This is a genomic window from Bradyrhizobium sp. IC3195, from assembly GCF_020193585.1.
Taxonomy (GTDB): domain Bacteria; phylum Pseudomonadota; class Alphaproteobacteria; order Rhizobiales; family Xanthobacteraceae; genus Bradyrhizobium; species Bradyrhizobium yuanmingense.
In genome coordinates this window covers 38764-64118 of the sequence record NZ_JADYVG010000032.1, presented here as the reverse complement: position 1 = coordinate 64118, position 25355 = coordinate 38764, and the positions used below count along the sequence as shown (strand labels likewise).

Sequence of the window (25355 nt, the reverse complement as noted above, 5' to 3'; positions counted from 1 at the left end):
GCTACTACAATTAGGAGACCGTCCCTTGCTCACCCATCCGACCCTCGACCGCCTCAACGCCCTCGGCCTCCACGGCATGGCCAAGGCCTTCGCCGACATTGAAGCCGCCGGTGAGGCTGGCAGCCTCAGTCACGCCGAATGGCTTGCTCTGCTGCTCGAACGTGAAGCCTCGCTGCGGCACGACAAACGGCTCGCCACTCGCCTGCGCTACGCCAAGCTGCGCCAGCAGGCATGCGTCGAGGACATCGACTATCGCACCCCGCGCGGTCTCGACCGCCCGCTGTTCGCCAAGCTTGTCGAGGGCCGTTGGATCGACGACCACGTCAATCTCCTGATCTGCGGCCCGGCAGGCGTCGGCAAGAGTTGGCTCGCCTCGGCGCTCGGCCACAAGGCCTGTCGCGACAATCGCTCCGTGCTCTATCAGCGCGTCCCGCGCCTGTTCGATGATCTGGCGCTCGCCCGCGGCGACGGTCGTCACCCACGCCTGTTGCGCAGCCTTGGCCGTGTCGATCTGCTGATCCTCGATGATTGGGGGCTCGAGCCGCTCGATGCCGGCGCCCGTCACGACCTCCTGGAAATCCTCGAAGATCGCTACGGTCATCGCTCCACCATCGTCACCAGCCAGCTCCCCGTGGACCAGTGGCATCTGCTCATTGGAGATCCCACCTATGCCGACGCCGTGCTCGATCGCCTCGTCCACAATGCCCATCGGCTCGACCTCACCGGTGAGAGCCTGCGCCGAACCCGGCAATCCGCCCGAAAGACCTGAGCGCTGTGGACATGCCGCTGCGCTTGGACAACGCAATCGCGTTGCCCACATGCCCACAGCAACCGCAGAAGAAGAAAAAAGGTTGAAGTCGCGATTCCAGATTGACCGGGCGGCTTGACCGATGCCAGAGAACCAGCCGGCCAGAACGCCTCGCCGCTGGGCGAGATCAAATCGGAAAGGTGGGCGACATCGTCTCGGAATCCACGGGCGACTTCATATCGGTACGCCTGGGCGACTTCGTCGGAATCCGCACGCCGGCAATTCAGCCCGACTGAAAGCGGCAAGTCCGAGCGTCGTCACAAGCAAGCCGCCAAGAAGGGACGAGCTGTCCTCGCCGATCCGCCCCTTTGACAGGTTTACGAGCAACACCCTGCCCTCATCCATGATCTGCCGACGTGGAGATCGTGCGCGGGAGCGGCCAGGAGGCGATTAAACACCGGCGCCTACCTTGTTTTGGATCGGCGCAGTGCCGTCGGCTCGGTAGCCGAACGAAAAGCGCTCAAATTCGTTCAGGCAGAAATTGCGGACAGTCTCATTCTTCAACTGTCGCGCCGCGGCCATCCCGTCCGCGCCTATCTCGATCGCGACCTCGCCGGTCAGTGCGGTCTTTGATATCGCAGCCAGTGTGGGGATCTCAAGCGTATGGTTGTCGCCGAGCTTGCTCGCCCAGTCTACGCCAGCTTCTTCAGTCCGTTCAGCAACTGATCGCAGCAGGCCAGCTCGATCGCATGGCGTTGTCCATAGGCAAAGCCGACGGTCTCAACCCGGGCAAAGCGCGACAGCGCCCAAGCGAGGCAGGTGGCGGAATCCTGACCGCTCAGAAAATAGAACCAGCGCGGCTTCGGATGTGAAATCGGTCATTGAGAGGATTCGCTTAGAATGTGAAGAGTTCAAATCAGGCCCGCTTGGCAATGGCGAACAACGGCAAAGAAGCCTGCGATGAATGCCGCTTTCCCTTCATTGAGTTCAGACTTAGAGGACGCAATTCATGATCGTCTCTAAGGTGAAGCCGCAGAACGCTTTGACGCGCAGGGTTGCTTACCCCACGCCGAGCAACTTGTGCGTCTGAATGCTGACACGCCAGTCGCACGCAGTCGCCTCCTGAATGCAAAGCTTCGTCGCCTTCCGGCTTTGGCTCAAGGGCTGCAGCCATATTATCGGCATGAACTCACGAGGGATGTTGAGGGCCAGGAGCTTCTCGATATCGGCAGGCTTGCCCACGCAATGTTTGATCTCGTTGCCACGCCGCAGCGGTTCATCCAAAACAACGAGCCCGCCGGGCGTGCCAACTTTCGGGCTGATGGTCACCCACGTGCAGGGGTGCACCTGAATGGCATGGGTCCCGATGTCTTCACCTGCACCGAGAAGCCAGACTTGATAAGTAGCGTCGTCAATGGCTGAAAGTCGTACGCTGCGGGCTCGCCACCCGTGATCACGACATGCCGAGCCCTAAACCCCTGCACGGCGAGCAATATTTCCTCCGGCGACATCCTAGCCCCGGGTGGCGTCCTCGATCTTGGCCGTGATCTCGGCTATCGGCACTTGACATGCTGGATCTGCCTTCCATCTGCGCTTGCTGTCGCACCAGAGGCAACCAACTGGGCAGGCCTGTAGCCGCAGGAACACTGACGGCGTGCCGCTCTTGCAGGCTTCGCTCTGGATACTTTCAAAGATCTCGTTGACCGGCAGCACGGCTCGTTCCCCGATAGATCGCGCTGTTCGCACCGTGCTCTTTGACTTCGACAGATGCAAGCCGGCAACGCGGAGCAAGTCGCTCTGTCAGCAGCCACTTGCTCGCGATGCCGTAGACGTGCTCGGCAAACTTTTCGCAGCCGACAGCAGGTAGCACAACGATATCCGCCACGCCGCGCCGCTTCCTGGAACCATTCAAGCTCCGGATCGTCCGCAGCTACGACGGTCTTATGGTCAAACGTGTGTTCGAGGATCGCTTTCAGCTCTTTGAGGCCGCCAAAATCAACGACCCAATTCTTGTCGTCTAGGGTGTCGGCCTCGAACTCGAAGCGAAATGACAACGAGTAACCGTGCAGCAGACGACAGTGTGACAGCGCGCGCCACTGGCGAAATGTAGCGGATAGTCCGGTTTCATGACCGTATGTCTTCGTCGATAGGTAGGTCACGGTTGATCCTTGATCAGTGCCATAAATTCGCTGCGCGATATTTTGTCGTCGCGGAAAGCACGCGCATGATGCTGGTTATCATGATGGTGTCAGTCTCGCGAACACCACGCTAGATCATGCATTGGTGCTGCGCCCTAACGATGACGGCCAATCCCTTCGGCAGGATACGGCGTTCCAGTTCGTCCGCCAGCATAACAGCGGCCTCCTCCTGGATGTGCGGGCGCGACATGATCCAGTTGGCAAGGCGCACAAATTTGCGCGCTTCGCGGTCGCTTTGGTGTTGTGGTCGCGGCTGGTGTCGATAACCATGGCCTCAAGCACAGCGTGCACGTGCTGCTCGACCTCGGCTTGGATCACATCAATGTCACCAGGCAGCAGATATTCTGCGATATTGTCGTTTGCCGCAAACGACGCGCCGGCGTCGCGCAGGCGTTCACGAATTGCTTGCGTAGAGCTCATCAGAACTCCTGTGCAGCTTCGCTAGTTTGCGTGAACGACATGATCTGCGGTCGACACGCGCTGAACAAAGCGCTTCAATTGGGGAGGTGCCTTACCCGGGGCAGTTTTTAGTATCAATTTGCATACGATCGAGAACTTTCATCTCTCCTGCGTCGTTGACCGAGAGACCACTATTGCCGAAACGGTCCTTTATCGTCTCCCTGCAATCAGCATGCCGCAAAAGTATCTGTGCGAGACTTGCTTGAGGAAGAGAAAATCAATGCATCGTGCCGCGACGGCCGATCATTTGCGACTTCGTGTCGGGATTCAGACATACACGCCGACAAGCGGACACGATTGAAGCGCCAGCAAAAGCAACCAAATCTTACCCGCCCCGAAGTCATCAGACAGTTAATCGGCCCCGTGATTGGCGCGAAGAACCGATGAACGGGACATCCGACCGCGTCAAGGTCGAAGATGTCGCCCAAATAACAGGCGAGAACAAGAGAGCTATACAGGCAGCGGCAGCTCGGGGCGAAATTCCTGGCCCGGCAAAGCTATTCAAGGCTTGGACATTTGACGAGGTCAAATTGCGCACGTGAATCGCCACCAATGAGCGCGAAGCGTTGACGCGGCTCGCGAAACTCATGGCAGCATGAAGCCGCGGCAAGCAACGCGCTCATCGCCTGACCAAGCCAAGCGACGTGGTCTCCCGGGTTCGGGCACCAGTGAAGCTAGATACGAACGGGCAATGGCGAGGCTCCGCAGCCGAAGAAGATGTACCGACTAGCAGCGCCTGGACCTGGTCCGCGAGCCCTCCTTCCGCGAGCGACAGGAAGAGATTGCAACACTCCAGCAGCTCGTGGCCTGACCGCTTCTTTGTGGACGCGGTACATCCCGCCGAGGATGTCGGTGTCAAGGCGGCCCGACCGGCAAGCCGAGTTCATCGTCGAAAATCTCAACACGATCGAGCAACTCTTGATCGGCGCGGCGTACTGGCTGACGGCAACTCCCCGACGCGTGCTGCGAACCTGCGCGCGGGCCTTGTTTTGTAGCAAGAGCGCACCAAGCGAGGCGGTTCCGGTGCAAATCGACTTTGCCGCGGAGCTAAGGAGTGGAGTTATCGTCTCGACCCGATCGCTCTCGACGACCGAGAGGATCCTGTCATTGGCTGTCGAATCCTAACCCAGCGATCCTTCTGGCGGGAGGGATCCATGGCTACCATTCCAGAGAGCTGGTCTCCAAACATCGTGACTGGTAAAGGATTCAGCATCGAGGAAGGAGATGGCCAATATCCATAGACTGCCGTCACAGAGCGATTGAGCTCGGTTCCCGAGAGTCAAAATGCGGTGGGGTGCATACACCTCTGAACGGTTTCCTTCTAGGTGACGACATCCATCGGCCTTTTGACCTGGAATGCGTGATCGTCTCATTGGATTGTCGGCACAAGGTCAGCAGCCGCTTGAAGGACCGTTTCGACAATGAAGTTCGCGATGATCATGATCCTATCTTGGAGAGGCGCGCTTTAGCTTCGTGATGAAACCCTGCGACGTGAAAGCCATCGGTTGGATCGAAATTCAGTTGTGGACGCTGATTGACAGCCGAAATCGCGGGTCATCAGGCGTTTTCATACAACCAAGACCCACAGCAGAGATCAGCTGATTGGAAAGTGCTCCAATCGGCTCTGGTTCGAGGTGTTCGGGAATCTCAGCTAGCCTTGTCTGTCTAGCGGATCACAAATGTCACGCTGACGCTCGTGGCACAGAGTGATTCAATTCCGATGCGGAGCAGAAAGAAAGATGCCGGTCGTATCCACACGCCGCGCTGAAGTCACAGATGCCGGAACCGTCGCCGGCTTCGTTTATGCTCTCCAAGTCGAGCTCTTGGGCCGGATGGCCCCGGGGATCGAAATCGTCACGCAAAGCGCGGCGGCAGTTCTTGCGGATGTCAGCGTCGTCGCGGTGATCGCTTGCGGAGACAACGAGCCGGTTGGCGTCATGGTTCTAAACGAATGCACTGCGATCTACGCGGGCGGCAAGTTCGGAGAAATCTCGGAGCTCTATGTTCGCCCCGACATGAGATCGCAGGGCATTGCGCCTCATCTGATCGCGGTCGCTCTGTCCGAAGGACGCGCGCGAGGATGGAAGCGGCTGGAGGTCGGAGCACCGTGGCAGCCGAAATGGAAGCGCACCCTCGACTTCTATCTGCGCAACGGCTTCGAGGAAGTCGGCCCCCGGCTTTGCCGCATGATATGAGCCGGTGGGGTCAACTTAGAGTCGTCCCTGGATGACCAAGAAGCTGAGCGGATCAATCTAGCTTGGAACCCAATGTTCTTCGTTAGGGCCGGTTGATTGACCGGAACGCGTAATTGTCTGTGCGTTCTGGACTTATGTTTTTTATTTTTGTAGTGGGCTAATGGCACTGCTGTATTTGCCCCCTGAGAACGACGACTCGGTCTTGCTGTGTTCCGTCGGGTGCCCTAACTAGCATTACAGTTGCAATTTTTGCCTGAGATGGGCTTTGCGCGCGTTGGCCTGATGAGCCCTGCGCCAGGACGACCATGCGAGGACGTAGGCGTGCGAGATGAGTCGCTGGGGAAGCTTCATGGCGATGGGGCGGATTTCCCGGATCGACAAGCGGATCAAGAGCGATGCTTCGGTCGAGGCCGCGGTCGCATTTTTTGAGCGATGGTCCAGTGTTGGCTCGATGACGGATGACGGCCATCATGGCGAAGGCCAGCATGACGAGTGAGACATGGCGATGCCAGCCATGCCAGGAGCGGCTTTCGTTGTGGTCAAGGCCGAGCTCGTTCTTGGCGGTTTCGAAGCTGTCCTCTATAGCCCAGCGATGGCCTTCCACCGACACCAGCTTCTGCATGGACCTGCCCTTGGGGCACCATGTGGAGAAGGCCAAGCTGGCGTCAGTAACGTTGCGACGGATCAGAAGACCCCCCGTCCATTCTCCGGCAAGGTCGTCGTTGTATTCACCAGCGTCGAGATCGGCCAAGTGCCAGCGCGGACCTTTGGTCCCTTCGCCGGAGGCGGAGCGGTGCCAGGCCACTTCTTGGGAAGGCTCTGCGCGATCGCGGAGGCGGTGCCGGCGACCGGCTGCTGCTTGCCCCATGAACGGAACACGTGATTGGAAGCAACGCCCAGAACATAGCCTTTTCCCGCCTTGCGCAGCAGGGTTTCGATCTCACCTGTGCCATACACGCTGTCCGCCGTTACGAACGAGAACGGCACCTTTGCGGCGATCGCGGAGCGACCATTCGACGCGCGATCTTGGGCTTCGTAGCAAAGCCCATCGCTCGGGACATGCGCGGCTTTCAGGCGAGCGGGGTCGTCCGTCCATTCCTTTGGCAGATAGAGCGCCCGGACTCGTTGTTGCCGGTCGTCTTGAAGGTGCCGATGGTCGCCATGGTAGTTCTCCTTGATCTCTGTTTTCCGAGCCCGCACCTTGCGGCCTCGATGGTGATCGACAGGCCGGAGGTGATCGACGGCGCACCCCGCAGGGGCTCGACAGCAGAGGAGGAACTTTCTTGTTTGGCGAGGAATGACGGCGCAGCCGGCAGGGGATGAGCGTTGTGACGCCGCTGTTGCGCCATAGGCGATCGAGGCTGCTTAGCCGGCCTTCGGCCAGATCCACCCATCGAAGAGGCCGCTTCGTGCGCTCGATCCGAAACAGAGCTGACATCAACGAGAACGTGGCGATCCTCGCGTCCTGCAAAGACCGGCGAGCGAGTTTGACCGAGATTGGCTCTCGGCCGCGTGGCGACAGACGGATCAAAACCTCCGCGAGCGCACTTGAGCAATACGCCCGCCAAGTCGAGTCGGCCGTACTTGTGATCCGCCGCTATTCGGTCGATCGCTCACGACATTCGCCACGTATCTGTCTCACTGCGGTCGAGCCGCGGCGCTTGCACTGCCCTGAATGTCACCTCAAAAGACTATGACAGCGTGCGCTCCGGCTGCGTGATCACGTCATCCTCACGCGACGTGACGTTATCAGCCCATCGGCCAAGCCTTGCCCGGCTGGTCCGGGCACGGTCAGTCGCCGGTCTCTGCATGGACAAATCCGTCCACAGCATGGCGTCTCAGCCGCCTGGCGAGCGATCACCGTGCGAAGCAGGCAATTTCCTGTGGCCTGCGCCACGTACGCATCCTGTCAGAATACAACCGCGCGCTTCATGTCTGAAAGCCGCCTCCAACTGTCTTCGAAAGCCACATTGCGCCAAAGGACACAAGCGTGCCCCTTCTGCAGTGCTGGCCCAAATCCTGCACCGCCTCTCCGCGTCAGGGCGGCGGCAGCAAGATGGGAGTCGTGTTTGGGCCTCGATCTGTCAATCGACAGTGTGGTTGCCGCACCGGAGGTTGCCTGTCTGCACCCCGCCGGGGGAACGGAAGACGCTCCTGCTTGCCACGGCCTCGCGCGGCTGACGGTTGCTTGCTCACCCTGAAGAGAGATGTCAATACATGGTCGATGAATTGGATCTGCGAACCTTCACGCAACATCCGCAACGCGACGCCGTGCTCGGCGAAGTGCACGCACGCCCTTTCACGCGCCTTGTTTCGCCATTCAGCGTGATCCACTTGGCTTTTCTTGCGCAGGGTGAGGCGGCCACAAGCGATCGCTGCCGCTTTATCGATTTTTGCCTCGAGCGCAATCTTCCGCCACCTGAGCAATCGGCGAAACTTCATCAGATTGTCATCGGGACCGCTACGCTACGTTGGGAGCAGCATTCGGAATTCACAACATTTACCTGGATCTGGAGTAACACAAATGTTTCCGCCGCAGACCGATTTGACAAAGTTGATGGTACCGTCCGATCGCTGATCCGCGCGTTGCGTCAGACCGGACAGTTGCTGGTCGCGATCAGGCTAGAAGTGGAGCAGGACGCCTCGCCGACCAGGCGCGCCGAACAGGTTTTTGACAAAAACAGCCTGGCCATGGTTGCCACAAAGAACGGCGCAGGCGTTGCCGCCTCAGACTTCCGCGTAGACGAAAAAGGCTTTACGAAAATCCTCGTCTGCGACCTCGGATTGACGTCGCAGGATCTCGGAGCGCTGGTGCAACGGCTCCTGGAGATCGAGACCTACCGTCCACTGGCGCTGCTTGGCCTGTCGGCCGCCCTTGAGCTTGCACCTTCCGTTGATCGCATCGACCGCCGTCTTGTTGAGGCGCTCGAAAAAATGCAAAGCGGTGAGGGGCTGCAGTTCAACAACCATCTGCTTGCCGAGTTGACGGCGCTGGCCGCCTGCTTCGAAAAAGGCGCGACCGGCAGCCTGTTTCGCTTCGGCGCCAGCAGAGCCTACAACGAGCTGGTCCAATCGCGACTGTCCATCATTGAAGGCAACGATGTCTCGGGTTATCCAACCTGGTCGTCGTTTCTGGCGCGCCGCATGGCGCCCGCAATGCGAACCTGCGCGACCGTAGAGGATCGTCAGGCGGCTCTGTCGGTCAAGCTCGCGCGTGCCGCCGATCTGTTGCGAACCCGTGTCGACGTCGAAATCGAACGACAACATCGTGACCTGTTGCAGGCTATCAACGAGCGCGCCAGACAGCAACTTCGGCTGCAGTGCACGGTCGAAGGATTGTCGGTCGGAGCGATAGGATATTATGTGGTCAGCTTGTTTAGCTATCTTGCCAAGGGCGCGCATGACGTCGGACTGCGAGTAGAGCCCTCGTTCCTGACCGCAGCCTTCGTGCCGATCGCAGTCGGCGTGATCTGGCTGGTGAGTTACAATGTCCGAAAGCGACACCTCAAGCACGACAACGCGCCCTCGGTTGCTTGCGACTGACGCTCCTTAACAGAATCAGTGCGTCCATCCTGCGAAGCTCGCATGATCGTGGTGCGACGCTGCCGCAAGATCGCGGCCGGCTCCTGCGCAAGGTAATGCCCCGCCCGGACTAACCGGGCGAGGCATTTTTGGATCGGCTCAGTCGCCCTTGCACTAGAAACGAAGCGTCGCTTTGGAGGGACAATGATCTGAAATGGCCAGCAAAGGATCCGGATGGCCTTGGCCTGCCGGGCGCGTCCCGCCGAAGCGCCCGATCGCAACCTTGATGGCAGGATCTGGAATCGAAAGGCTCGCGCTCACGAGCATCTGATCAAGGCCCAGGGGATTGCGGCAGCCAAGGCTATCGGCCTTTGTCAGCGGCTTGACGGCCTCTTGATCGAAGAGCTCACGCTTCGAGCGTTCGCAGAGTTGCTTGGCGACAGGGTTGACCGGGCATTCCGGCTCCAGATGGGAAAGGGCGCTGGAAGTGGGGGCCCCATCATTGACCTCGCCATAGAGGCTGCGAACGAGGACGCCACTCGGAAGGGAGGAAGCGGGATCGCTTCCGTCCGAGCGAATATCTGATTTTCCGATCGAATTTTTCTCGTGCGACAGATTGCGGTTGAAGTCTCCCATCAGAACGACCGGCATGCTGGCAGAGCTCGCTTCCAGCCAATCCTCCAACGGGCGCACCTGTTTCTGCAGAATGGCACACGCATCGCCCCCGCCGTCAAGCTTGCCGCGGTCTTCGAGCGGGCTGACGCAGGAGGATTTGAGATGCACGGTCATAACACGCAACGGCTTGCCGTCGATCTGCAGCGTCAGTGATAAGCCCGGGCGCACCTGATCTACGGCGGCTAGATCCGGGAGTGATAGGGGCGCAACGACCCCACAATCGGAGCCCGTCCCGAGGTTCTTTTTCCAAGCAATCGCGAGCCGCTGGACCTTGAACGTGTCGAACGAACAAATCTCGTAATCAGCACCGTTGTTGGGCAGAACCTCGCGAACGGCGGTGGCGCCGCTAACCTCCTGAAAAGTGATGATGTCAGGATCGAGGTTCGTTCGGATGAAATCCTGGAGTTGCTGCGAGCGCTTTTGGTAGGCGGCTTCGGTCACCGGCACGATCTTGAAATTGGCCTGGTAAACGTCGCATGGCGGCTTTGCCGCGATGTCCCATTTGATCTTTGCGTTTCGTCCCCATTTGAGCTCCCAGCCCGGCTTGGTGGCCCCTGCCGTCGAGAGTTCAAACAATCCACTCGCTGGATTGAGGGCGAAAGGTTGACCGCAATCACGAATCCACTCCTTCGCCTCGACCTGGCTGAGATGCCAGCCCAGATTCCATGTCGCAATTCGGATGTCACGCGCGTGGGCCGTCGGCGCTGTGCCGAGCAACAAGACGAGGGCGAACAGGACAGATCGGCGAAGAATCATGTAGTGCTCCAGACGTTTGCAACAGACCGGCCCTATTCAGTTTGGGGCGACCGTACTTGGTGAAGGTTTCCCTTTGCCTTGAGGGGTTGCATGCCGGCCGGGCGGATGGGATCGCGGTTGCCAGCGACACAGCCATTGGGAAGCTTACCGGTGGCTCCCTCCCCGCGCAGCACGCTCTCGCGCGTGGCATTTCGATCGATCCCCCACGCGTGCTCGATGGCAAAGCGAAGCTCGTCCGCCAAGCACTCAACCGCCCAACGGAGATCGTGCCTGTCGCGGCTTGGAAATTCCTCCGTCTCTGTGATCTGCTGGCCGACAAGCCGCGCGGCGTTCCGGACGCCGGCATCGCCTACCATCTCCAATTCGCCCCAACGCAATTCCCAAAAGCGCTTGGTCGCCTGCTTCCAGGTTTCATCTTTAGGGTCGAGCTCCCACTCTGTCAGGCGCTGAGCCTGCTGAATGGTCTCGAAGAAGAGATCGAGCTTCTTCTGCAAGAAGGGCTTCTGCGCCTCGATCCTTCGGGTCAGCGCGGCCTGGCTGCGTGCCTCGTCGCGCTCGGCAATGACTTCGGCCTGCTTCGCAAGCGATTCACTAAGGAGCCGGGCCTGCTCGGTCTGAAACTCGTAGACCTTCCAGACCCCGGCGATCACAGCGCCGGCGATGGTCCAGGCCGCGACAGCGATGATGGTATAGCGTTTGGAAAGACGGAGAAGGGCTGAGGATCGTGGGGTCTGGGCCATGATTGCAATTGAATAGGTTCGATCGGAAATGGTTTGTTCGAGTACAAAAAACAAAATTCAAGCAACGTCTGAGAAACGAAAACATCAGAGCGCCCCTATAAGCCGCGCTCCCTGGCGAGAGCGGCCTTTGTGCCTTTCTTATAGGCGTCTTTCACCCACTCATCCCGCGTTTGCTTGAGGACAAGAGGATCGGCCTCCGAGCCCGGCTTCGGTTTCGTGCCTGTCTTTTCGTGGGTCTTGTTCCAGATCGCGCGGGCACGGTAGTGATTGTAGAGGCGCATCAACTCGGCAACATAGGCTTGGGCCAGATGCGTGTTGCCCTTGATCTCAAGGACATTCTCGTCGTTTGAGTTTTCCGATGCCTTGCTGAAGTTCGGCGAGCCCGTGTAAATGGTGGGCGTCTCCGTATCCCCATCGATCACGATGAATTTGTGATGCACGTGGATAGGCGGCGGGCCACTCGATTTCTTCTTTGTGGCTTTCTTTGCCGGTTTTGCTTTGCCTTTTGCGGCGGAGGCATCAAACGGTGAGGTATCGATGGTCTTGAGCTCGGGCAGGAAGCCGCGTGGCGCATTGGCGCTAAAAGCGGCGTAGGGAAGTGTGTCCGGGTTATTCTGCGAGCGATGGAAAATGGTCGCGGCGATCTCCGGAAGCTTGCGCTTCTCGCCCTTTTTGGTCGGCTTGTCGGGATCATCGATGCTGTTGAGAAGCCCGTAGATCAAGTGCTTCGACGAGTCTCCCTTGGCAAAGATTGCCTCCATGAGATCCTTGTCGGAGGCCGTGTACATGCAGAACAGCACGGAGGACTTCGCGTTCTTGACCGCCTCGGTCACCGTGTCGAGAAACTTTCGGCTTTCGCCGGGCTCGGGCAAAAAGAAGACGCGCATTTCGGTGCCGTCGACGTCCGTGACGTCGTTCCAGTCCGGCGGGTCCATATCTTTCTTGCCGAGATTTTTGGCCAGCACGTTCGCGCGCTCGGCGTAAAGCGCGGCAAGTTCGCGGGAATGGATGATATGAAGGAGGTTGGCCTGGATCGTTTGGGCTTCAGGCGTAAAGTTGGTCGAGCCCATCAAGACGGCCTGCTCATGCTTTTTCCGGTAGGAGATGATGAACTTATCATGCATTAGCTTGGATATGGCATCCCGCTTATGGATCGAGATGTTGGGTCGTGCCTCCGCGATCCGATGCGCGGCGGCGCGGGACTTGGTGTCGTCAGCTTTCTCGAAATAAATGATCGAGCCGCGCCCTTTGAAGGCCTCGAAAGCCGGGATGATCCACCGGTCGTCCGACAGATGATAGATGGCGCATTCAAATGCGTCGCTCTCGCTGAGGATTTGAGGAATGGCGTTTTGCAGGCCGTTGGCCAGCCAGTCCATCCGCTTCTCAAGCGGCTTGTCCTTTTGCTTGGCAAAGCTCTGCGCGCTGACGACGGCGCGATTGAAGTAGGTGGCGATCTGTCCTTCGAGGGGCCTTGGCACCGTCACGGTTCTTTTTCCGGCCGCCGCGTCCTGGAGCTGCAGATCGCCTGGGCTGGTGCCAAGCACAGGAATAACTGTATACTCGAACGTCTGGCCTTGATCGTCTAGGTTGATCCCGCCGTCCCACCAGTTGAACTTTTGGATCGGCGCCTTATCGCTTCCCTTTGGGCGGGCGTCCTCCGCGAGGGGCACAAAGTCGAGCTTGTTGAATAAGAATTGCGGCTTTCTGTCGCGCCCATAACCCGGATTGCGCTGGATGGCGAACCCAAGGAAATCTTCGTGTTCGGCGCCGTCTTTCCAATCGAACGTCAAGAGCACGCAGCTCGGGCTAGCATAGGCTTTGACTGTCACCGCCGCGACCATGATCGCTCCCCCGCTTCGAGGCGCATCATGCACGAATACGACGCTCGCGCAATACGTGCGGCGGGTGTATAACGCCCGTCGAAACGTCTCACGCTGAATTACTTTTGTCATTTTCGCCGGAGGCTTTGCGATGGGCGTCATTGTGCCTAGCCAACTGTACACCGCTCAGGAGTTGCTCGGAGGCTTCAACCCATGGGACCCCATGGGCTTCACGCTCTCCCGGGACTTTGCGATCTACCGTGAGTTCGCAACCGACGGCGGGCCGGTGCCAACGTCACTCGCCGTCCGCGCCGCGCAAGCCGCGCACGACGCAGCCATCGCCGATGCCCTACGCATCTTTCTGAAAACGGTTCAACGGCCGCTGGTCGGCGTGATGGGAGGTCACAGTCTTCCGCGAGACCATGCGGCCTATAAAGCCATTGCTTATTTGGCGCGCGAACTTGCCCGCGCGCACTTTCTCTTGGTCACGGGCGGAGGGCCGGGGGTGATGGAGGCCGCTCATCTGGGCGTGGCTTTTTCATCGTTCGAGAGCGTAGGTCCGCTCGACGAAGCGATCGGCCTTTTAAGCGCTGTACCGAAGGCGCCCATTCTGGATGACCTTTTTACTCACACCTGGACCATCAAGGACGAAAAGCTCGGCGCCATTGACGACGCACGCAGATGGCTGAAAGTAGCGCTCGAGGCGCGAGCCAAGGCGCCCGAAATTCTCCCCGTCAGCCTCGCTATCCCGACCTGGCTCTACGGTGCCGAGCCGACTATGCCCTTCGCAACACACTATGCAAAGTATTTTCAGAACAGCCTAAGGGAAGAGGCCCTCGTCAACAATTCGCGTGCCGGCATCGTCTATGGGCGAGGCGGCGGCGGAACCATGCGGGAGGTCTACCAGGACGTGGAGCGGAACTACTACGCGAAGACCCTCGACGAAGTGACCCCCATGATTTTCTTCGATCCCGATAAGTATTGGGAAACGGATCCCGTCATGGGTGACGCGCGAGCTACCTCGCCCGGCATTAATGTTAAGCCGACGATCCGCCCAATCCTGATGCTCGGCCTCGTATCCGACAAGCGGCCTAAGAAGGAAGTTGAGGCGTGCCTCGATGAGAAGCTTCTCTTCACGACGGATCACCCATCCATCATGAAAGCGCTTCGCGGCCACGAGAAAAAGTCCCAGCAAAATCTCACCTTCGCACTTGCGGCGGAGCCTCTCAAGATCGGCACCCTGCGGATGAATCGGCGGTAGCAGAGCGACATACTGGAGGTCAGCCCCCGTATGAGAGACGTCTGGCTCGTGGGGTTGTCCCAAGGGTTGGTTCGATGTCAGTAGCTGGTTACGATCGGATGCTTTTCCTTGGCAATCGCCAGCCCCCCTGGACTGACCGCAGCGAGAGCAAAAGTGTCGCGCGGTTCGACATGAGCCCAGACGGCGCGAGGCACTTGTCCGCCCACTCCTCTCTTCTCCATCCGGATCGTGATCTAGCGCTGCTCCAGCTGAGCACACCCGTTTCCGACGCGGGCGGGAAGCGCTGCCCTATCCCCATTGTCTTAAAACCGTCCCAGGCTCCGATGGGCACTTCGGTGCTCGTACTGGGCTTTCCGCTCAATCAGGACCTGAGCTTGTCGGGCGGTCTGATCAGCAATCACGGCTCCCCACCCAAGGAACTGCGGTGGCAGACGGACACTGTGATGAACCCGGGCAACAGCGGGGGCCCGGTTTTCGAAGATCACGGCTTTCTGTTGGGTATCGCGGCAGGCGGCATTGTCCAGTGGACCTTCGGCGGCGAGACACGCAAAGTAAACGGTGTGAATTACTTCATCCCCGCGTCGGAGCTAATCGCAAGTCCTTTGTATGACATTGCCGAGGACAAGCGGTGTTGGCGCGTGGCTCAGGACGATCTCGTGGTCGACGCGAACACCACCATTGCGGTCGACGGGACGGCGTCGAAAGCGCCCCTGGGCCCCGCCAAGCTTGAGAGAAGCTACACGGTTTCAGAGACCAAGGACGATCACCCCGTCGCCCTGGCATCGCATTCCCGCAACTACCAGTCCCGATTTGCTGCAGAGCCCGGCTACAAGGTTGTAGCCTGTGTGCCGAAGGCAGAGAGCGAAAATAATGCACACGATATCACCTGCAGTATCGATAGCGGTGGCGGTTCGGCGGTCTTTGCGTATCGGTTGGAAAGTGGGCCCGCTGTCGATCGCTGGCGCGGATGGTGGGCCGGTTACGTGACTTTGCGGCAGGAGCGCATTGCGGGGGATGGCCTGCAATAGTGCGAGCGGGTAGCTGCATAAGGCAGGATCGCGAGGGGAAGCGATTTCGCATGCAGCGGGGAACGAACGAGGCAGGGGGACGAACGTGACAGGATCGCGGCGATTAGCGCTTGTGCTGGCAGGCGGGCTCGGCGGATGCGTCATCGTGCCCGACATTGCTCCGGACTGGGCTCTGCCGATGGGGGAGATCATGCTCCATTCGGCCTGCGAGCTCCAGGATGCGCTCGGCACGCTTGACCGCGAGGTGCCGCATGAACTGTTCAATGCACGAAACTGGAAGATCGCGGTCACACTCAATCCAAAATCAGAAGCGGATATCGTTCCTGGTGTCGGCTTGACGCGGAAGGTGCCCGCTACGGCGACGACACCCTTCTCGAACTGGGTCATCGGCGGTGGTAACGGCGTCACCCTTGATATGAGGGGCAGCCATACCGGAAGCGTCGATCAATTTCGACTCTGAAAAACCTATCCTCGATAGTGCCCTGCCCTGCGAGTGCGAAACGATTTCGTACCATTCGCTCACAAAGAATCTGGCGATCAAGGATTGGCTCTATCGTTCCGTGCAGGCCACGGCTCTCGCAGGCTCGGCCATCGACAACCCCAAATTCACGGCTCAGGTCGCCGTGAAATTCAATGGAACCGCGAGCTACACCTACACATTCCCGCCAGGCACCGATTTTCTCACACTGGGAGGGTATTATCAGCTCGACGAGACCTTGAGCATCATCTTCACGAAGAAGCCGGCGGTCGTCGCGAAATATGACCTCTTGACGCTGCCCGAAGGTGGCGCTGGTTTCAAACGAAATCGCGCGCGCCAGGTCACGTCAACCATTTCGGTCCTCGAAGATCAACAAGTCTCACTTCAGCAGATTCGGCAACAATTGCAAACTGGGCCTCAGCCGACGAACTGTGCCTTCACGCTCGGAGGCAAGAAGCTCCGGGTGACGGAGGTTGGCAAGGGCCAGGTCGAGCAGATCGATATGCCTTGCGACGGCCTGCCCCTTTACCTGCCGAAATTCGCCCGAGCAGGAGGCACGGGTTTCCGCGAGGCTCCTGCCGAGCTCGTCAAAGGAAGCCGATCGACAACCAGGGCACGGCTGCGACGATCAGGGTGCCGATCAGCAGCGCGATCATGTAGCCCACGATCGGCTTCATGCCCTCGTCCGGGTTGATGCGGCTGATGGCGCAGGCGGCATAGTAACCGACGCCGAACGGCGGCGCGAACAGGCCGATGCCCATGGCGAGAACGACCACCATCGCGTAGTGGACGTCGTGCACCCCGACCTGCCGCGCGATCGGGAACAGCAGCGGGCCGAACAGGACGATAGCCGGGATTCCCTCCAGCACGCTGCCGAGGATCACGAAAGTCACGATCGTCACGGCCAGGAAGACGGGGACCCCGCCGGGAAGGCTGGTCATGAATTTGGCCAGAGAGGCAGAAAATCCCGATTGGGTCAGTGCCCAGGCCATGCCTGTCGCCGCGCCGATGATGAGCAGAATCGCGCCTGACAGCGAGGCTGTCTCGACCAGCATCGGATAGATGCGACGTCAGTCGAACTGGCGATAGACGAAGAGACCCGCGCAGGCCGAATAAAGAATGCCGATGGTCGAGACCTCCGTTGCAGTCGCGACGCCTTCGACGACCGCGGTCCGGATCACGAAAGGCAGCGCGATGGCCGGTATCGCGATGACGAAGGCGCGGCTAATCTCCCGGGCCCTCGCCCTTTTGACGTGAGACAGGTCCTCGCGGCGATATCGCCACCAGACCACGGCCGCGAGCATGACCGCGAGCACCACGCCCGGGAGCAACCCGCCAGTGAAGAGCGCCGAGATCGACACGCCGGTCACCGAGCCGATTGTGATCAGGACTAGCGAGGGCGGGATCGTTTCGGTCTGCGCTCCGGTTGCCGCCAGAAGCGCAACGAGGTCACCCGGTTTGGCCCCGCGCTGCCGCATCTCGGGAAACAGCACAGGAGCCACCGCAGCCATGTCCGCTGCCTTGGAGCCGGAAATGCCCGAGACCAGATACATCGCTCCGACCAGCACGTAGTGCAACCCGCCCCGCACGTGGCCCAGCAGGCTCGCCAGGAAGCTGACCATGGCGCGCGCCATGCCCGTCATCTCGATCAGGAGGCCGAGAAAGACGAAGAGCGGCACGGCGAGCAGGATCAGGTGGCTCATGCCCTCGTCCATTCGCCCGATCATCACCACGTCGGGCGTGCTGGTCGTCAAGGCGAGATAGCCGACCGTCGCAAGGCCAAATGCGAACGCGATCGGAACGGCCGCGAAGACCATTGCGCCGACGACGAAAACGAAGAAGATCAGAAGATTCAGATTGCCGAGCGGCTTCAAGACGGGAGCGAGCAGAACGAAGGTCGCAATGATGCCTGCAACGAGCGCCAAGGAAGCCAGCAAGCTGCGCGGGCTCGCGATGCGGATGAGGCGGAGGACCGCTGCGACCAGCATCAATCCAATCCCGATCGGCAACGCCGCCGCGCGTCAGCTGTTGACGATCTCGAGGGCCGGCGTCGTCACGAAGGCCTCGTCGGCCGCGAACTCATAGGCCGGCCAGACGACCAGCACCAGGAAGGCCAGCGATGCTGCGGCCGCGACCGTGTCCAGGAATGCGCGAACTTCCGCACGCAGCACACCGACAATGGCGGTCATGCGCATGTGCTCGCCGCGTTGGAACGCAATCACGGATCCCAGCATGGCGAGCCAGAGGAAGAGAATGCTGGCGAGTTCGTCAGACCAGATAAGCGGCGAGCGGAAGACGTATCGGCCCACGATGCCCGCGGATAGCACCGCGATCTCCGCCAGCACGAGCAGTGCTGCCGGGACAGCGACGAGATGACCGAGGACGGTGTTCGCTGTCAGCACCCAACTGCGCCGGCCAGCCTGCGTCGCGCTGGCCGCCGCACCGACCTCGACGTGGGGCGTATGACTCACACTGGTCATGATAATTGGCCCGCGGCTTTTTCGAGTTGCGACCATGCTTCCTCGCCGAACTTGCCTTTCCAGTCCGCGTAGAAGCTGGTCTTCGCCAGGGCCTGGCGGAAGGCGGCGCGATCGACGTCGATGAATTTGAGACCCTTGGCCGAGAGATCGTTGCGCAGCGACTGGCTGAGCTTTGCGATGTCGGCACGCTGATCGACCGCGGAGCGATCGAGCTCGCGCGTCACGATCTCCTGTACGTCCTTGGGCAGGCGCTCGAAGGCGCGCTTGTTGCCGAGGATCCAGTAGCCGTCCCAGACATGCCCCGTCAGGCTGCACGTGCTCTGCACCTCATAGAGGCGCGCGGTCGCTATGATGGGCAACGGATTCTCCTGGCCGTCGACGACCTTGGTCTGCAGCGCGGAATAGACCTCGTTGAAGTTGATCGGGGTGGGCCCGGCGCCGAGCGCCTTGAAGAGCGAGGTGAGCAGCGGCGCGGGCGGAACGCGGATCTGGAAATTCTTCAGATCATCCGGGGTGCGGATCTCGCGGCCGGACGAGGTCACCTGGCGGAAGCCGTTATCCCAGGCCTTCGACACCGCCATGATCGATGTCTTGGCGATCTGCGCCCGGATGTAGGTGCCGAGCTCGCCGTCCATCGCCTTCCACACGCTGTCGTAGTCGGTGAATGCGAAGCCGGTGTTCACGATGCCGGCGCTCGGCAACAGAGTGGCGAGGATCGAGGACGATAGGTTGAAGAACTCGACGCCGCCGCTGCGAACCTGGGTCAGTAGTTCGGTGTCGGAGCCGAGCTGATTGGCCCGGAACAGCCTGATCTCGAGCCTGCCGCTCGTCGCTTCTCGGATGCGCTCGATCGCCTCTTGCGCGCGGATGTTCACCGGATGGGTCGGGTCCTGTCCGGTTGCGAACTTGTAGACGAACTCGGCGGCAGAGGCCGGACGGGTCAGAATCCCGCAGAGAGGTACGGCGCTCGCCGCGATTAATAGCGAACGGCGGCTGATGCTTCCGGGCTTCGAGACAGTCATGTTTTCCTCCTGATCCTGTATTGACGTTGTGCCGGCTGCATGGGCCTGCGCTGGTTTCCAGCTGTCCGGGCTCTTCGACCGCCCAAATTCGGGCAACAGCCATCGCTCGCCCGCCGCAATCTGCAGCGGGTGGAACTCTTCACTCGGAGCCTGACTGGCGTTTAGTGCCGGTCCGCTAAAGCCACTGCTTGATCTGCCTTGCGACCTCGGCGGTGGAAATGCCGTAGCGGTCGTGCAGCGTCGAAAGTGCGCCGGCGTCAAGGAATTCGTCCGGCAATGCAATCTGGCGGAAAGGCGGATGGACGCCTGAACGCATCAGGAGTGCGGCGATCGCCTCGCCGAGACCGCCAATCGTCGTGTGGTTTTCGGCAACGACGACCAGCCGGCCTGACTTACCGGCTTCACGCAGTATCGCCTCGGCGTCGAGTGGCTTGATGGTCGGAACGTGGAGCACCGCGGCATCGACGCGGTCGTTCTTCAGAGTTTGCAACGCCTCGAGCGCACGCATTGTCATGATGCCGGACGAGATGATTAGAACATCCTTCCCGTCACGGATCAGCTTGGCCTTGCCGAGCTCGAACTTGTAGTCGTATTCGTCCAGCACGACCGGCACCTGGCCTCGCAGCAGGCGCATGTAGACCGGGCCCTGATGCGCCGCGATCGCGGGCACCAGTTGCTCGATTTCATGAGCATCGCAGGGATCGATGACCGTCATGTTCGGCATGGCGCGAAACAGCGCAAGGTCCTCCGCGGCCTGATGGCTCGGGCCATAGCCCGATGTCAGGCCGGGCAGTGCACAGACGATCTTCACGTTGCGCTCTTCCTCCGCAATCGTCTGGTGAATGAAATCGTAGGCGCGCCGCGAGGCGAACACGGCATAGGTGGTCGCGAACGGCATGAAGCCTTCCGCGGCGAGGCCCGAAGCGGCGCCGAACAGAAGCTGTTCGGCCATGCCCATCTGGTAATAGCGGTCCGGAAATTCCTTCGCGAAGATGTGCAGGTCCGTGTATTTGCCAAGATCGGCCGTCATGCCGACCACATCGGGACGGCTGCGCGCGAGCTCGACGAGCGCGTGTCCAAACGGCGCCGGTTTCGTCTTTTGCCCCTCCGCCGCGATCGAAGCGATCATGGCTGAAGTCGTCAGGCGCGGCTTGCCCGGCTGGGGTGCTGATCTGACGGTCTTCATGCCTGCCTCCCGGCTTCCAGCGCGGCCAGGGCGAGCTGCCATTCGTGCTGCTCGACGCGGATGAAATGGTTCTTCTCGCGCTGCTCCAGGAAGTGAACGCCCTTGCCCATCAGCGTGTCGGCGACGATCATCCGCGGCTTGGGCGCGGGATGAGACTTGGCGGCATCGAACGCGGCAACGACGGCATCGAGATCATTGCCGTCGATCCGCTGCACGAACCAGCCGAAAGCCTGAAGCTTCTCGACCAGCGGCTCGAACGCCATCACCTGCGTGGAAGGACCGTCCGCCTGCTGATTGTTGACGTCGACGATGCCGATCAGATTGTCGAGCCTGTAATGGCCCGCCGACTGAATAGCTTCCCAGACCGCCCCCTCGTCGAGCTCGCCATCGGAGAACAACGTGTACACCCGCGCCTCGGATTTCTTGCGCTTGAGCCCGAGGCCCATGCCGACGGCGATGCTGAGCCCAAGCCCGAGCGAGCCGCCCGACATCTCCATTCCAGGCGTGTAGGAGGCCATGCCCGACATCGGCAGGCGGCTCTCGTCGCTGCCATAGGTTTCGAGCTCGTCCTCGGGGACAATCCCCGCCTCGATCAAAGCCGCATAGAGCGCGATGGCGTAGTGCCCGTTTGATAATAGGAAGCGGTCGCGGTCTTCCCAGGAGGGATCTTCCGGCCGGTAGCGCATCGCGTGGAAATAGGCCACGGCGAGAACGTCCGAGATGTCCAGCGCCTGTGCGATATAGCCCTGGCCCTGGACCTCGCCCATGCGCAGCGCATTGCGGCGAATGTTGTAGGCGCGGTCCGCCAGCTTGGGCGTATTAGTGAGCGTTTCCATCGATCTGGACCTTGTCTTGCTGGCTCAGTGGATGAGCATGCCGCCGTTGACGTCGATCACGGCACCAGTCACGTAGGCGGAGAGATCCGAGGCCAGGAAGGTGTAAATGCCGGCGACGTCGTCTGCCGTGCCAAGACGATTGAGCGGAATGCCTTCCAGGATCTTCGCCGTCATCTCGTCGGTCAGCTTGCCCGCGGTGATATCGGTGCCGATCAGGCCGGGCGTTACGCAATTGACGCGGATGCCGTCCGCGCCGAACTCACGGGCCATCGCCTTGGCGAGACCGAGCACGCCAGCCTTGGCCGCCGAATAATGCGGGCCGCCAAAAATTCCCCCTCCACGCTGGGCCGAAACCGACGACATGCAGGCGATCGATCCGGACTTGCGCACGCGCATGTGCGGGATCACCGCCTGGGAGAGGAACAGAATGCCCTTCAGATTGACGTCCTGAATGCGATCCCAATCAGCCGGCGAGATATCCAGGAACTTGACCGGCTGGGTGATGCCCGCATTGTTGATGAGGATATCGATGTTTCCGAAGGATTCGATCGCGCGAGCGACGGCCTGCTCGCAGGATGATTTGTCGGCGACGTCGCATCGCAGCCCAATGTGGGACTTGCCAAGCGATGCCGCGGTGTCCGCCGCCGCGCTCGCGTCAATGTCGAGAATGGCGACCCGAGCGCCCTCGGTAGCGAACCGGCGCGCCGTGGCAAGCCCGATGCCGCGCGGCGAGGCCGCGCCCGAAATGATGGCCGTCTTACCCCTGAGCAGCATCAGTTCCTCCCACTAATGTTTTTTCCTTGGCAAGACCAATGAACCGCGGACGCGCAACAGACAAACGCACAGTTGTCACGGATCGATGAATCTGGTTCACTTATGGGATGCTGTCGAATGTCCCGATATCGGCAATTCGCGCCTTTGAAGCCGCCGCCCGCACCGGATCCTTTCGCGATGCGGCGAATGAGCTTCACCTGACACCGAGTGCGGTCAGTCATGCCATCCGCAAACTGGAGGACACGCTTCGGACCGTTCTGTTCGAGCGCAGCGCGCGGTCAGTGCGGCTCACGCCAGCCGGCGAAAACCTGATGCGCCACACGGGAGCGGCATTTGATCAGCTCCGCCGTGGCCTCGAGGAAGTCGCCGCGCGCGGACCGCAATTGGTGCGCGTCCATTCGGCACCTAGTTTTGCTGCGCAGTGGCTGGCACCACGCCTCGCACAATTTCTCGCCGCCTATCCGAAGCTCGAAGTGCGGCTGGCTGCGAGCACGGACTACGCTCGCTTCAGCAACGATGATTTCGACATCGATATCGTCTACGGTCCGCCGCGGGCGGAGGGCGTGGAGGTTGTTCCTCTCCCCGAGGAAACGGTCACCCCGCTCTGCTCCCCTGCTCTCGCAAAATCGATAAGGAAGCCGGCCGATCTCCTCGATCAGACGCTGATCCGCTCCGACGTGAAGCAGGTGCAATGGCACCAATGGTTTACCGCCAACGGATTGGAAGCCCCCGCCCTGCACGGCATGAGGTTTGATCGCAGCTTTCTGGCAATCGCAACGGCCGCGGAGGGATTGGGAGTAGCGTTGGAATCAACCCTTTTGGCCGAACGCGAACTGGCGAGCGGGCGACTGGTTGCGCCACTGGCAGGACGCGCCAACGATATCCGCTACGTCGGCCATCGCCTGATCTACCCACGGGCCAGCCGACAGAGATCTGCGGTACGAGCCTTTGCAGATTGGCTCGTGGCGCAACTCGGTGGCGGGACCGCAGGTTCCGCGCACTAAGATCCAAGTCTGGCCGAGCATCGCCGACGCGCTTGAGGACGGAGAGATCGACGCCGCACAGGCGGTCTTTCGCGCCATGAACGAGTGCAACCACCTCGTCTGCCCGACGGCTCAACGCCGCCGGGCCGCCAAGCTGGTCGAGGAGAAGGGCGCCGCGATCGAGGGTACATCCGCTAGAACCCTGGCTCACGGCCCTTGATGGGCACCCTCACGACCCGGGCTGTGCCGGCATACGACCTCTGGGTCGCGGTCAACCAGATCCCCGAAGCCTACCGCAGTTTGATGCGCACGGTTGCGATAAGGCGGGCCTTACTTGCCTGGCTGCGCGCGCTCGAAATCAGGCAACGGACAGACGGGCCTTTTCATGGTGCACCTGCACTGCATCTTTATCGTCGGCCCCAGCTACTTCGAGCCTGGCAGCAAGGAATATCTCTCTTTTGAAAAGCTGCGCGCGGCTTGGAAGGCAAGCCTCGCGCCGACTACGACCCGATGGTCCGGATCGAGAAGATGCGCGGCGGCTTCGCGCCGCTGACCGTCACGGGTCGCAAGTCGCTGCAGGAAGCCCTCAAGTACTGCTTCAAGCCGGGTGCGATCTTCTACACGAAGGTCGGCGGAAGCCCCGCCATCGTGGGGTGCTCACACCCGCGAGCTGTTCGACCCCAACGATGGCAAAGGTTTGCGGTGGCTGCCCGACAACGAATCACAAGCGATTCATCCGTTTCAAGTTTTTTCGATCGGATCGCGGTCGAGCCAAGCATTTGTGGGTAATTGAAAGTCACCGGACGCGTACGCACGCCGAGGCACTCTTTGAGGAGGTCTCGCTGGATATGGCGCCGCACTGGCAGCCGACGCGGCAAACGACCTTGGACCGGTGATACGGCGGTTATCGTCGATGCCGTCCGCGTAGGCATGTCGGTCGCGCAACTCGTCTACTTGAAGAAGCCCGCGATGGCGGAAGCCGCCGAGCGGTTGCGGGCCGACAAGCGGTGGCTTCCGAACGTGCTGCGCTTGCCACAGCTGGCGATCGAGAAGAACTCTCCGCCGACATTCGCGCCGAATGCGATCTACTTCGCCTTCACGATGAGGGCGCCGATGGCAGCCTCTTCAATATGGCGGAATCTTAGCCCGGTAGCTTTGCGCCCCCGTCAACTACCAGCACTGGTGATTGATCGAGATGAGAGATAGGAGGACAATCGGATAACGAATGCTGGCCTGATCAAGCTCAGGTACAAAGACTCTCGCAGCGACCAAAGTCGGCTCTCGCAATGGACATAATGAGCTGACGTGTCAGCGGCAAAAGTACAGCATGCTCAGGTAGGATCCAGCAGAGTAACGCCCTGCGCCTTCTCGAGCCGTAGCAGATCAGAGAAGCACGCATCTACCGCGACGCTGGGTCATGCCGCTGCCGTTCACCGCAGCGGAGTTCTCCGTTGTATGGGATTAGCCGCGCGCAGCAGGAAATGGAGATGCCAGCAAACGAGAGAGGCTTTGAGAGATCGGTGATCCTGATCGACAATTTCGACTCCTTTACATTCAACATTGCCCAGATGGTCGGCGAGGTGAATGGTAAGGAAGTCATTGTCTTGGATAACACAGTGCCATGGAGCGAAATCCGCAAAATACCTCATGAGCGGATCATTCTCTCACCCGGCCCAGGAAGTCCTCAAAATTCCAAGGATGTCGGCTCGACGATGGATGTTTTGGCCGGGAGCGCCGTTCCGGTCTTGGGCGTGTGCTTGGGACATCAATGCATTGCCCATTTTCATGGTGCATCCGTTGCCCGCGCACCAGAGCCGCTCCATGGCCGGATCCGCAGCATCACAACCTCCGGAACGGGCCTATTCGAAGGGCTGCCGCGCTCTTTCAATGTGACCAGATACCATTCTCTGGCAGTGACAAGCGACCTTCCGGAATGCCTTGAATGTAGTGCTATGTGTGAGGATGGCGTCATTATGGGGCTACGCCATCGGCAGGCGCCTCACTACGGTGTGCAGTTTCATCCGGAATCCATCTGCTCCCAATACGGGCGAGAACTTTTTGCCAACTTCCTCTCTGATCTGTGCGCCTCGTCCGCGCCCCCATCCTCGCTCAGAGCACTGGCGGGGTCCTGAAATGAACGTCCCGCGCGCCAGCAACCTTCTCTTCAAGACGGCGACGTATAGGGCGAGAAGTT

At 60.3% G+C, this 25355-nt stretch carries 20 protein-coding genes and 3 pseudogenes; 10 read left to right on the top strand and 13 right to left on the bottom strand.

What is annotated here, in order from left to right; translation table 11 throughout:
- The first annotated feature begins 25 nt into the window (after positions 1-25).
- Positions 26-769 carry an IS21-like element helper ATPase IstB gene (gene istB / locus I6F09_RS34995; RefSeq protein WP_158671197.1) on the top strand — a complete coding sequence of 248 codons (744 nt, stop codon included), beginning with the start codon at positions 26-28 and terminating at the stop codon, positions 767-769.
- A 561-nt stretch (positions 770-1330) separates the two neighbouring features.
- Here the strand turns inward: istB and I6F09_RS34990 are convergent.
- From I6F09_RS34990 to I6F09_RS34965, 4 genes and pseudogenes are all read right to left on the bottom strand, one after another.
- A pseudogene (locus I6F09_RS34990) lies at positions 1331-1630 on the bottom strand (7-cyano-7-deazaguanine synthase); the annotation flags it as partial.
- A 177-nt stretch (positions 1631-1807) separates the two neighbouring features.
- Complete coding sequence (locus I6F09_RS34985) at positions 1808-2077, bottom strand: hypothetical protein (protein ID WP_225190063.1); 270 nt, start codon at positions 2075-2077, stop codon at positions 1808-1810.
- 358 nt (positions 2078-2435) lie between these two features.
- The gene (locus I6F09_RS34975) at positions 2436-2633 is read right to left on the bottom strand and encodes a hypothetical protein (RefSeq protein WP_225131124.1); all 198 of its coding nucleotides are present in this window, start codon (positions 2631-2633) and stop codon (positions 2436-2438) included.
- A gap of 383 nt (positions 2634-3016) precedes the next feature.
- Positions 3017-3136: a GTP cyclohydrolase I gene (locus tag I6F09_RS34965; protein ID WP_249782202.1), complete on the bottom strand. Its 120-nt coding sequence runs from the start codon at positions 3134-3136 to the stop codon at positions 3017-3019.
- Positions 3137-5144: 2008 nt separating this feature from the next.
- Here I6F09_RS34965 and I6F09_RS34960 point away from each other — a divergent pair.
- Positions 5145-5600 carry a GNAT family N-acetyltransferase gene (locus I6F09_RS34960; RefSeq protein WP_225190061.1) on the top strand — a complete coding sequence of 152 codons (456 nt, stop codon included), beginning with the start codon at positions 5145-5147 and terminating at the stop codon, positions 5598-5600.
- 386 nt (positions 5601-5986) lie between these two features.
- Here I6F09_RS34960 and I6F09_RS34955 read toward each other — a convergent pair.
- Positions 5987-6719: pseudogene (locus I6F09_RS34955) on the bottom strand (IS701 family transposase); the annotation flags it as partial.
- Positions 6720-7817: 1098 nt separating this feature from the next.
- Between I6F09_RS34955 and I6F09_RS34950 the strand changes: the two are divergent.
- Positions 7818-9143, top strand: a complete 1326-nt coding sequence (locus I6F09_RS34950) for a DUF3422 domain-containing protein (RefSeq protein WP_225190060.1) — start codon at positions 7818-7820, stop codon at positions 9141-9143.
- A gap of 153 nt (positions 9144-9296) precedes the next feature.
- On the opposite strand, the gene I6F09_RS34945 is transcribed toward I6F09_RS34950, so the two are convergent.
- From I6F09_RS34945 to I6F09_RS34935, 3 genes are read right to left on the bottom strand one after another with little or no spacing between them, the layout of a single operon-like run.
- A complete protein-coding gene (locus tag I6F09_RS34945) occupies positions 9297-10553 on the bottom strand; it encodes an endonuclease/exonuclease/phosphatase family protein (RefSeq protein WP_225190059.1) in 1257 nt (418 codons plus the stop codon).
- A gap of 32 nt (positions 10554-10585) precedes the next feature.
- Positions 10586-11347: a hypothetical protein gene (locus I6F09_RS34940; RefSeq protein WP_225143501.1), complete on the bottom strand. Its 762-nt coding sequence runs from the start codon at positions 11345-11347 to the stop codon at positions 10586-10588.
- Between the two features lie 41 nt (positions 11348-11388).
- Positions 11389-13134: a phospholipase D-like domain-containing protein gene (locus tag I6F09_RS34935; RefSeq protein WP_225190058.1), complete on the bottom strand. Its 1746-nt coding sequence runs from the start codon at positions 13132-13134 to the stop codon at positions 11389-11391.
- A 130-nt stretch (positions 13135-13264) separates the two neighbouring features.
- On the opposite strand from I6F09_RS34935, the gene I6F09_RS34930 reads away from it, so the two are divergent.
- From I6F09_RS34930 to I6F09_RS34920, 3 genes are all read left to right on the top strand, one after another.
- A complete protein-coding gene (locus I6F09_RS34930) occupies positions 13265-14374 on the top strand; it encodes a hypothetical protein (protein WP_225190057.1) in 1110 nt (369 codons plus the stop codon).
- Between the two features lie 74 nt (positions 14375-14448).
- Positions 14449-15402: a serine protease gene (locus I6F09_RS34925; protein ID WP_346730141.1), complete on the top strand. Its 954-nt coding sequence runs from the start codon at positions 14449-14451 to the stop codon at positions 15400-15402.
- Positions 15403-15547: 145 nt separating this feature from the next.
- Positions 15548-15862, top strand: a complete 315-nt coding sequence (locus I6F09_RS34920) for a hypothetical protein (protein ID WP_225190056.1) — start codon at positions 15548-15550, stop codon at positions 15860-15862.
- Between the two features lie 605 nt (positions 15863-16467).
- On the opposite strand, the pseudogene I6F09_RS34915 reads toward I6F09_RS34920, so the two are convergent.
- The 5 genes and pseudogenes from I6F09_RS34915 to I6F09_RS34895 form a co-directional block, all read right to left on the bottom strand.
- Positions 16468-18360, bottom strand: a pseudogene (locus I6F09_RS34915) (TRAP transporter large permease subunit).
- Positions 18357-19382, bottom strand: coding sequence for a TRAP transporter substrate-binding protein (locus I6F09_RS34910; protein ID WP_225143506.1), 1026 nt, complete (start codon positions 19380-19382; stop codon positions 18357-18359). The pseudogene I6F09_RS34915 and the gene I6F09_RS34910 overlap by 4 nt, the downstream one beginning before the upstream one ends.
- Positions 19383-19557: 175 nt before the next feature.
- Complete coding sequence (locus I6F09_RS34905) at positions 19558-20568, bottom strand: transketolase family protein (protein ID WP_225190055.1); 1011 nt, start codon at positions 20566-20568, stop codon at positions 19558-19560.
- Positions 20565-21404: a transketolase gene (locus I6F09_RS34900; RefSeq protein ID WP_225190054.1), complete on the bottom strand. Its 840-nt coding sequence runs from the start codon at positions 21402-21404 to the stop codon at positions 20565-20567. Before I6F09_RS34900 ends, I6F09_RS34905 begins: the two co-directional genes overlap by 4 nt.
- 24 nt (positions 21405-21428) lie before the next feature.
- The gene (locus I6F09_RS34895; RefSeq protein WP_225145651.1) at positions 21429-22178 is read right to left on the bottom strand and encodes a glucose 1-dehydrogenase; all 750 of its coding nucleotides are present in this window, start codon (positions 22176-22178) and stop codon (positions 21429-21431) included.
- A gap of 107 nt (positions 22179-22285) precedes the next feature.
- On the opposite strand from I6F09_RS34895, the gene I6F09_RS34890 reads away from it, so the two are divergent.
- The 4 genes from I6F09_RS34890 (at position 22286) to I6F09_RS34875 (ending at position 25293) form a co-directional block, all read left to right on the top strand.
- On the top strand, positions 22286-23182 hold the full coding sequence (locus tag I6F09_RS34890) for a LysR substrate-binding domain-containing protein (protein ID WP_225190053.1): 897 nt from the start codon (positions 22286-22288) through the stop codon (positions 23180-23182).
- Positions 23183-23638: 456 nt separating this feature from the next.
- A complete protein-coding gene (locus I6F09_RS34885) occupies positions 23639-23950 on the top strand; it encodes a protein rep (protein WP_225143516.1) in 312 nt (103 codons plus the stop codon).
- Positions 23951-24091: 141 nt separating this feature from the next.
- On the top strand, positions 24092-24367 hold the full coding sequence (locus I6F09_RS34880; RefSeq protein WP_225190052.1) for a hypothetical protein: 276 nt from the start codon (positions 24092-24094) through the stop codon (positions 24365-24367).
- 314 nt (positions 24368-24681) lie between these two features.
- Entirely contained in the window at positions 24682-25293 is a 612-nt protein-coding gene (locus I6F09_RS34875) for an aminodeoxychorismate/anthranilate synthase component II (RefSeq protein ID WP_225190051.1), read from the top strand.
- Positions 25294-25355: the final 62 nt, after the last annotated feature.

Coding starts and splice junctions, on each gene's coding strand:
- I6F09_RS34950 (WP_225190060.1), top strand. CDS start 7,818: ATGGTCGATGAATTGGATCTGCGAACCTTCACGCAACATCCGCAACGC.
- I6F09_RS34930 (WP_225190057.1), top strand. CDS start 13,265: ATGGGCGTCATTGTGCCTAGCCAACTGTACACCGCTCAGGAGTTGCTC.
- I6F09_RS34895 (WP_225145651.1), bottom strand. CDS start 22,178: ATGCTGCTCAGGGGTAAGACGGCCATCATTTCGGGCGCGGCCTCGCCG.
- I6F09_RS34900 (WP_225190054.1), bottom strand. CDS start 21,404: ATGGAAACGCTCACTAATACGCCCAAGCTGGCGGACCGCGCCTACAAC.
- I6F09_RS34890 (WP_225190053.1), top strand. CDS start 22,286: ATGCTGTCGAATGTCCCGATATCGGCAATTCGCGCCTTTGAAGCCGCC.
- I6F09_RS34935 (WP_225190058.1), bottom strand. CDS start 13,134: ATGGTCGCGGCGGTGACAGTCAAAGCCTATGCTAGCCCGAGCTGCGTG.
- I6F09_RS34945 (WP_225190059.1), bottom strand. CDS start 10,553: ATGATTCTTCGCCGATCTGTCCTGTTCGCCCTCGTCTTGTTGCTCGGC.
- I6F09_RS34925 (WP_346730141.1), top strand. CDS start 14,449: ATGTCAGTAGCTGGTTACGATCGGATGCTTTTCCTTGGCAATCGCCAG.
- I6F09_RS34910 (WP_225143506.1), bottom strand. CDS start 19,382: ATGACTGTCTCGAAGCCCGGAAGCATCAGCCGCCGTTCGCTATTAATC.
- I6F09_RS34880 (WP_225190052.1), top strand. CDS start 24,092: ATGTCGGTCGCGCAACTCGTCTACTTGAAGAAGCCCGCGATGGCGGAA.
- I6F09_RS34965 (WP_249782202.1), bottom strand. CDS start 3,136: ATGTCGCGCCCGCACATCCAGGAGGAGGCCGCTGTTATGCTGGCGGAC.
- I6F09_RS34905 (WP_225190055.1), bottom strand. CDS start 20,568: ATGAAGACCGTCAGATCAGCACCCCAGCCGGGCAAGCCGCGCCTGACG.
- I6F09_RS34960 (WP_225190061.1), top strand. CDS start 5,145: ATGCCGGTCGTATCCACACGCCGCGCTGAAGTCACAGATGCCGGAACC.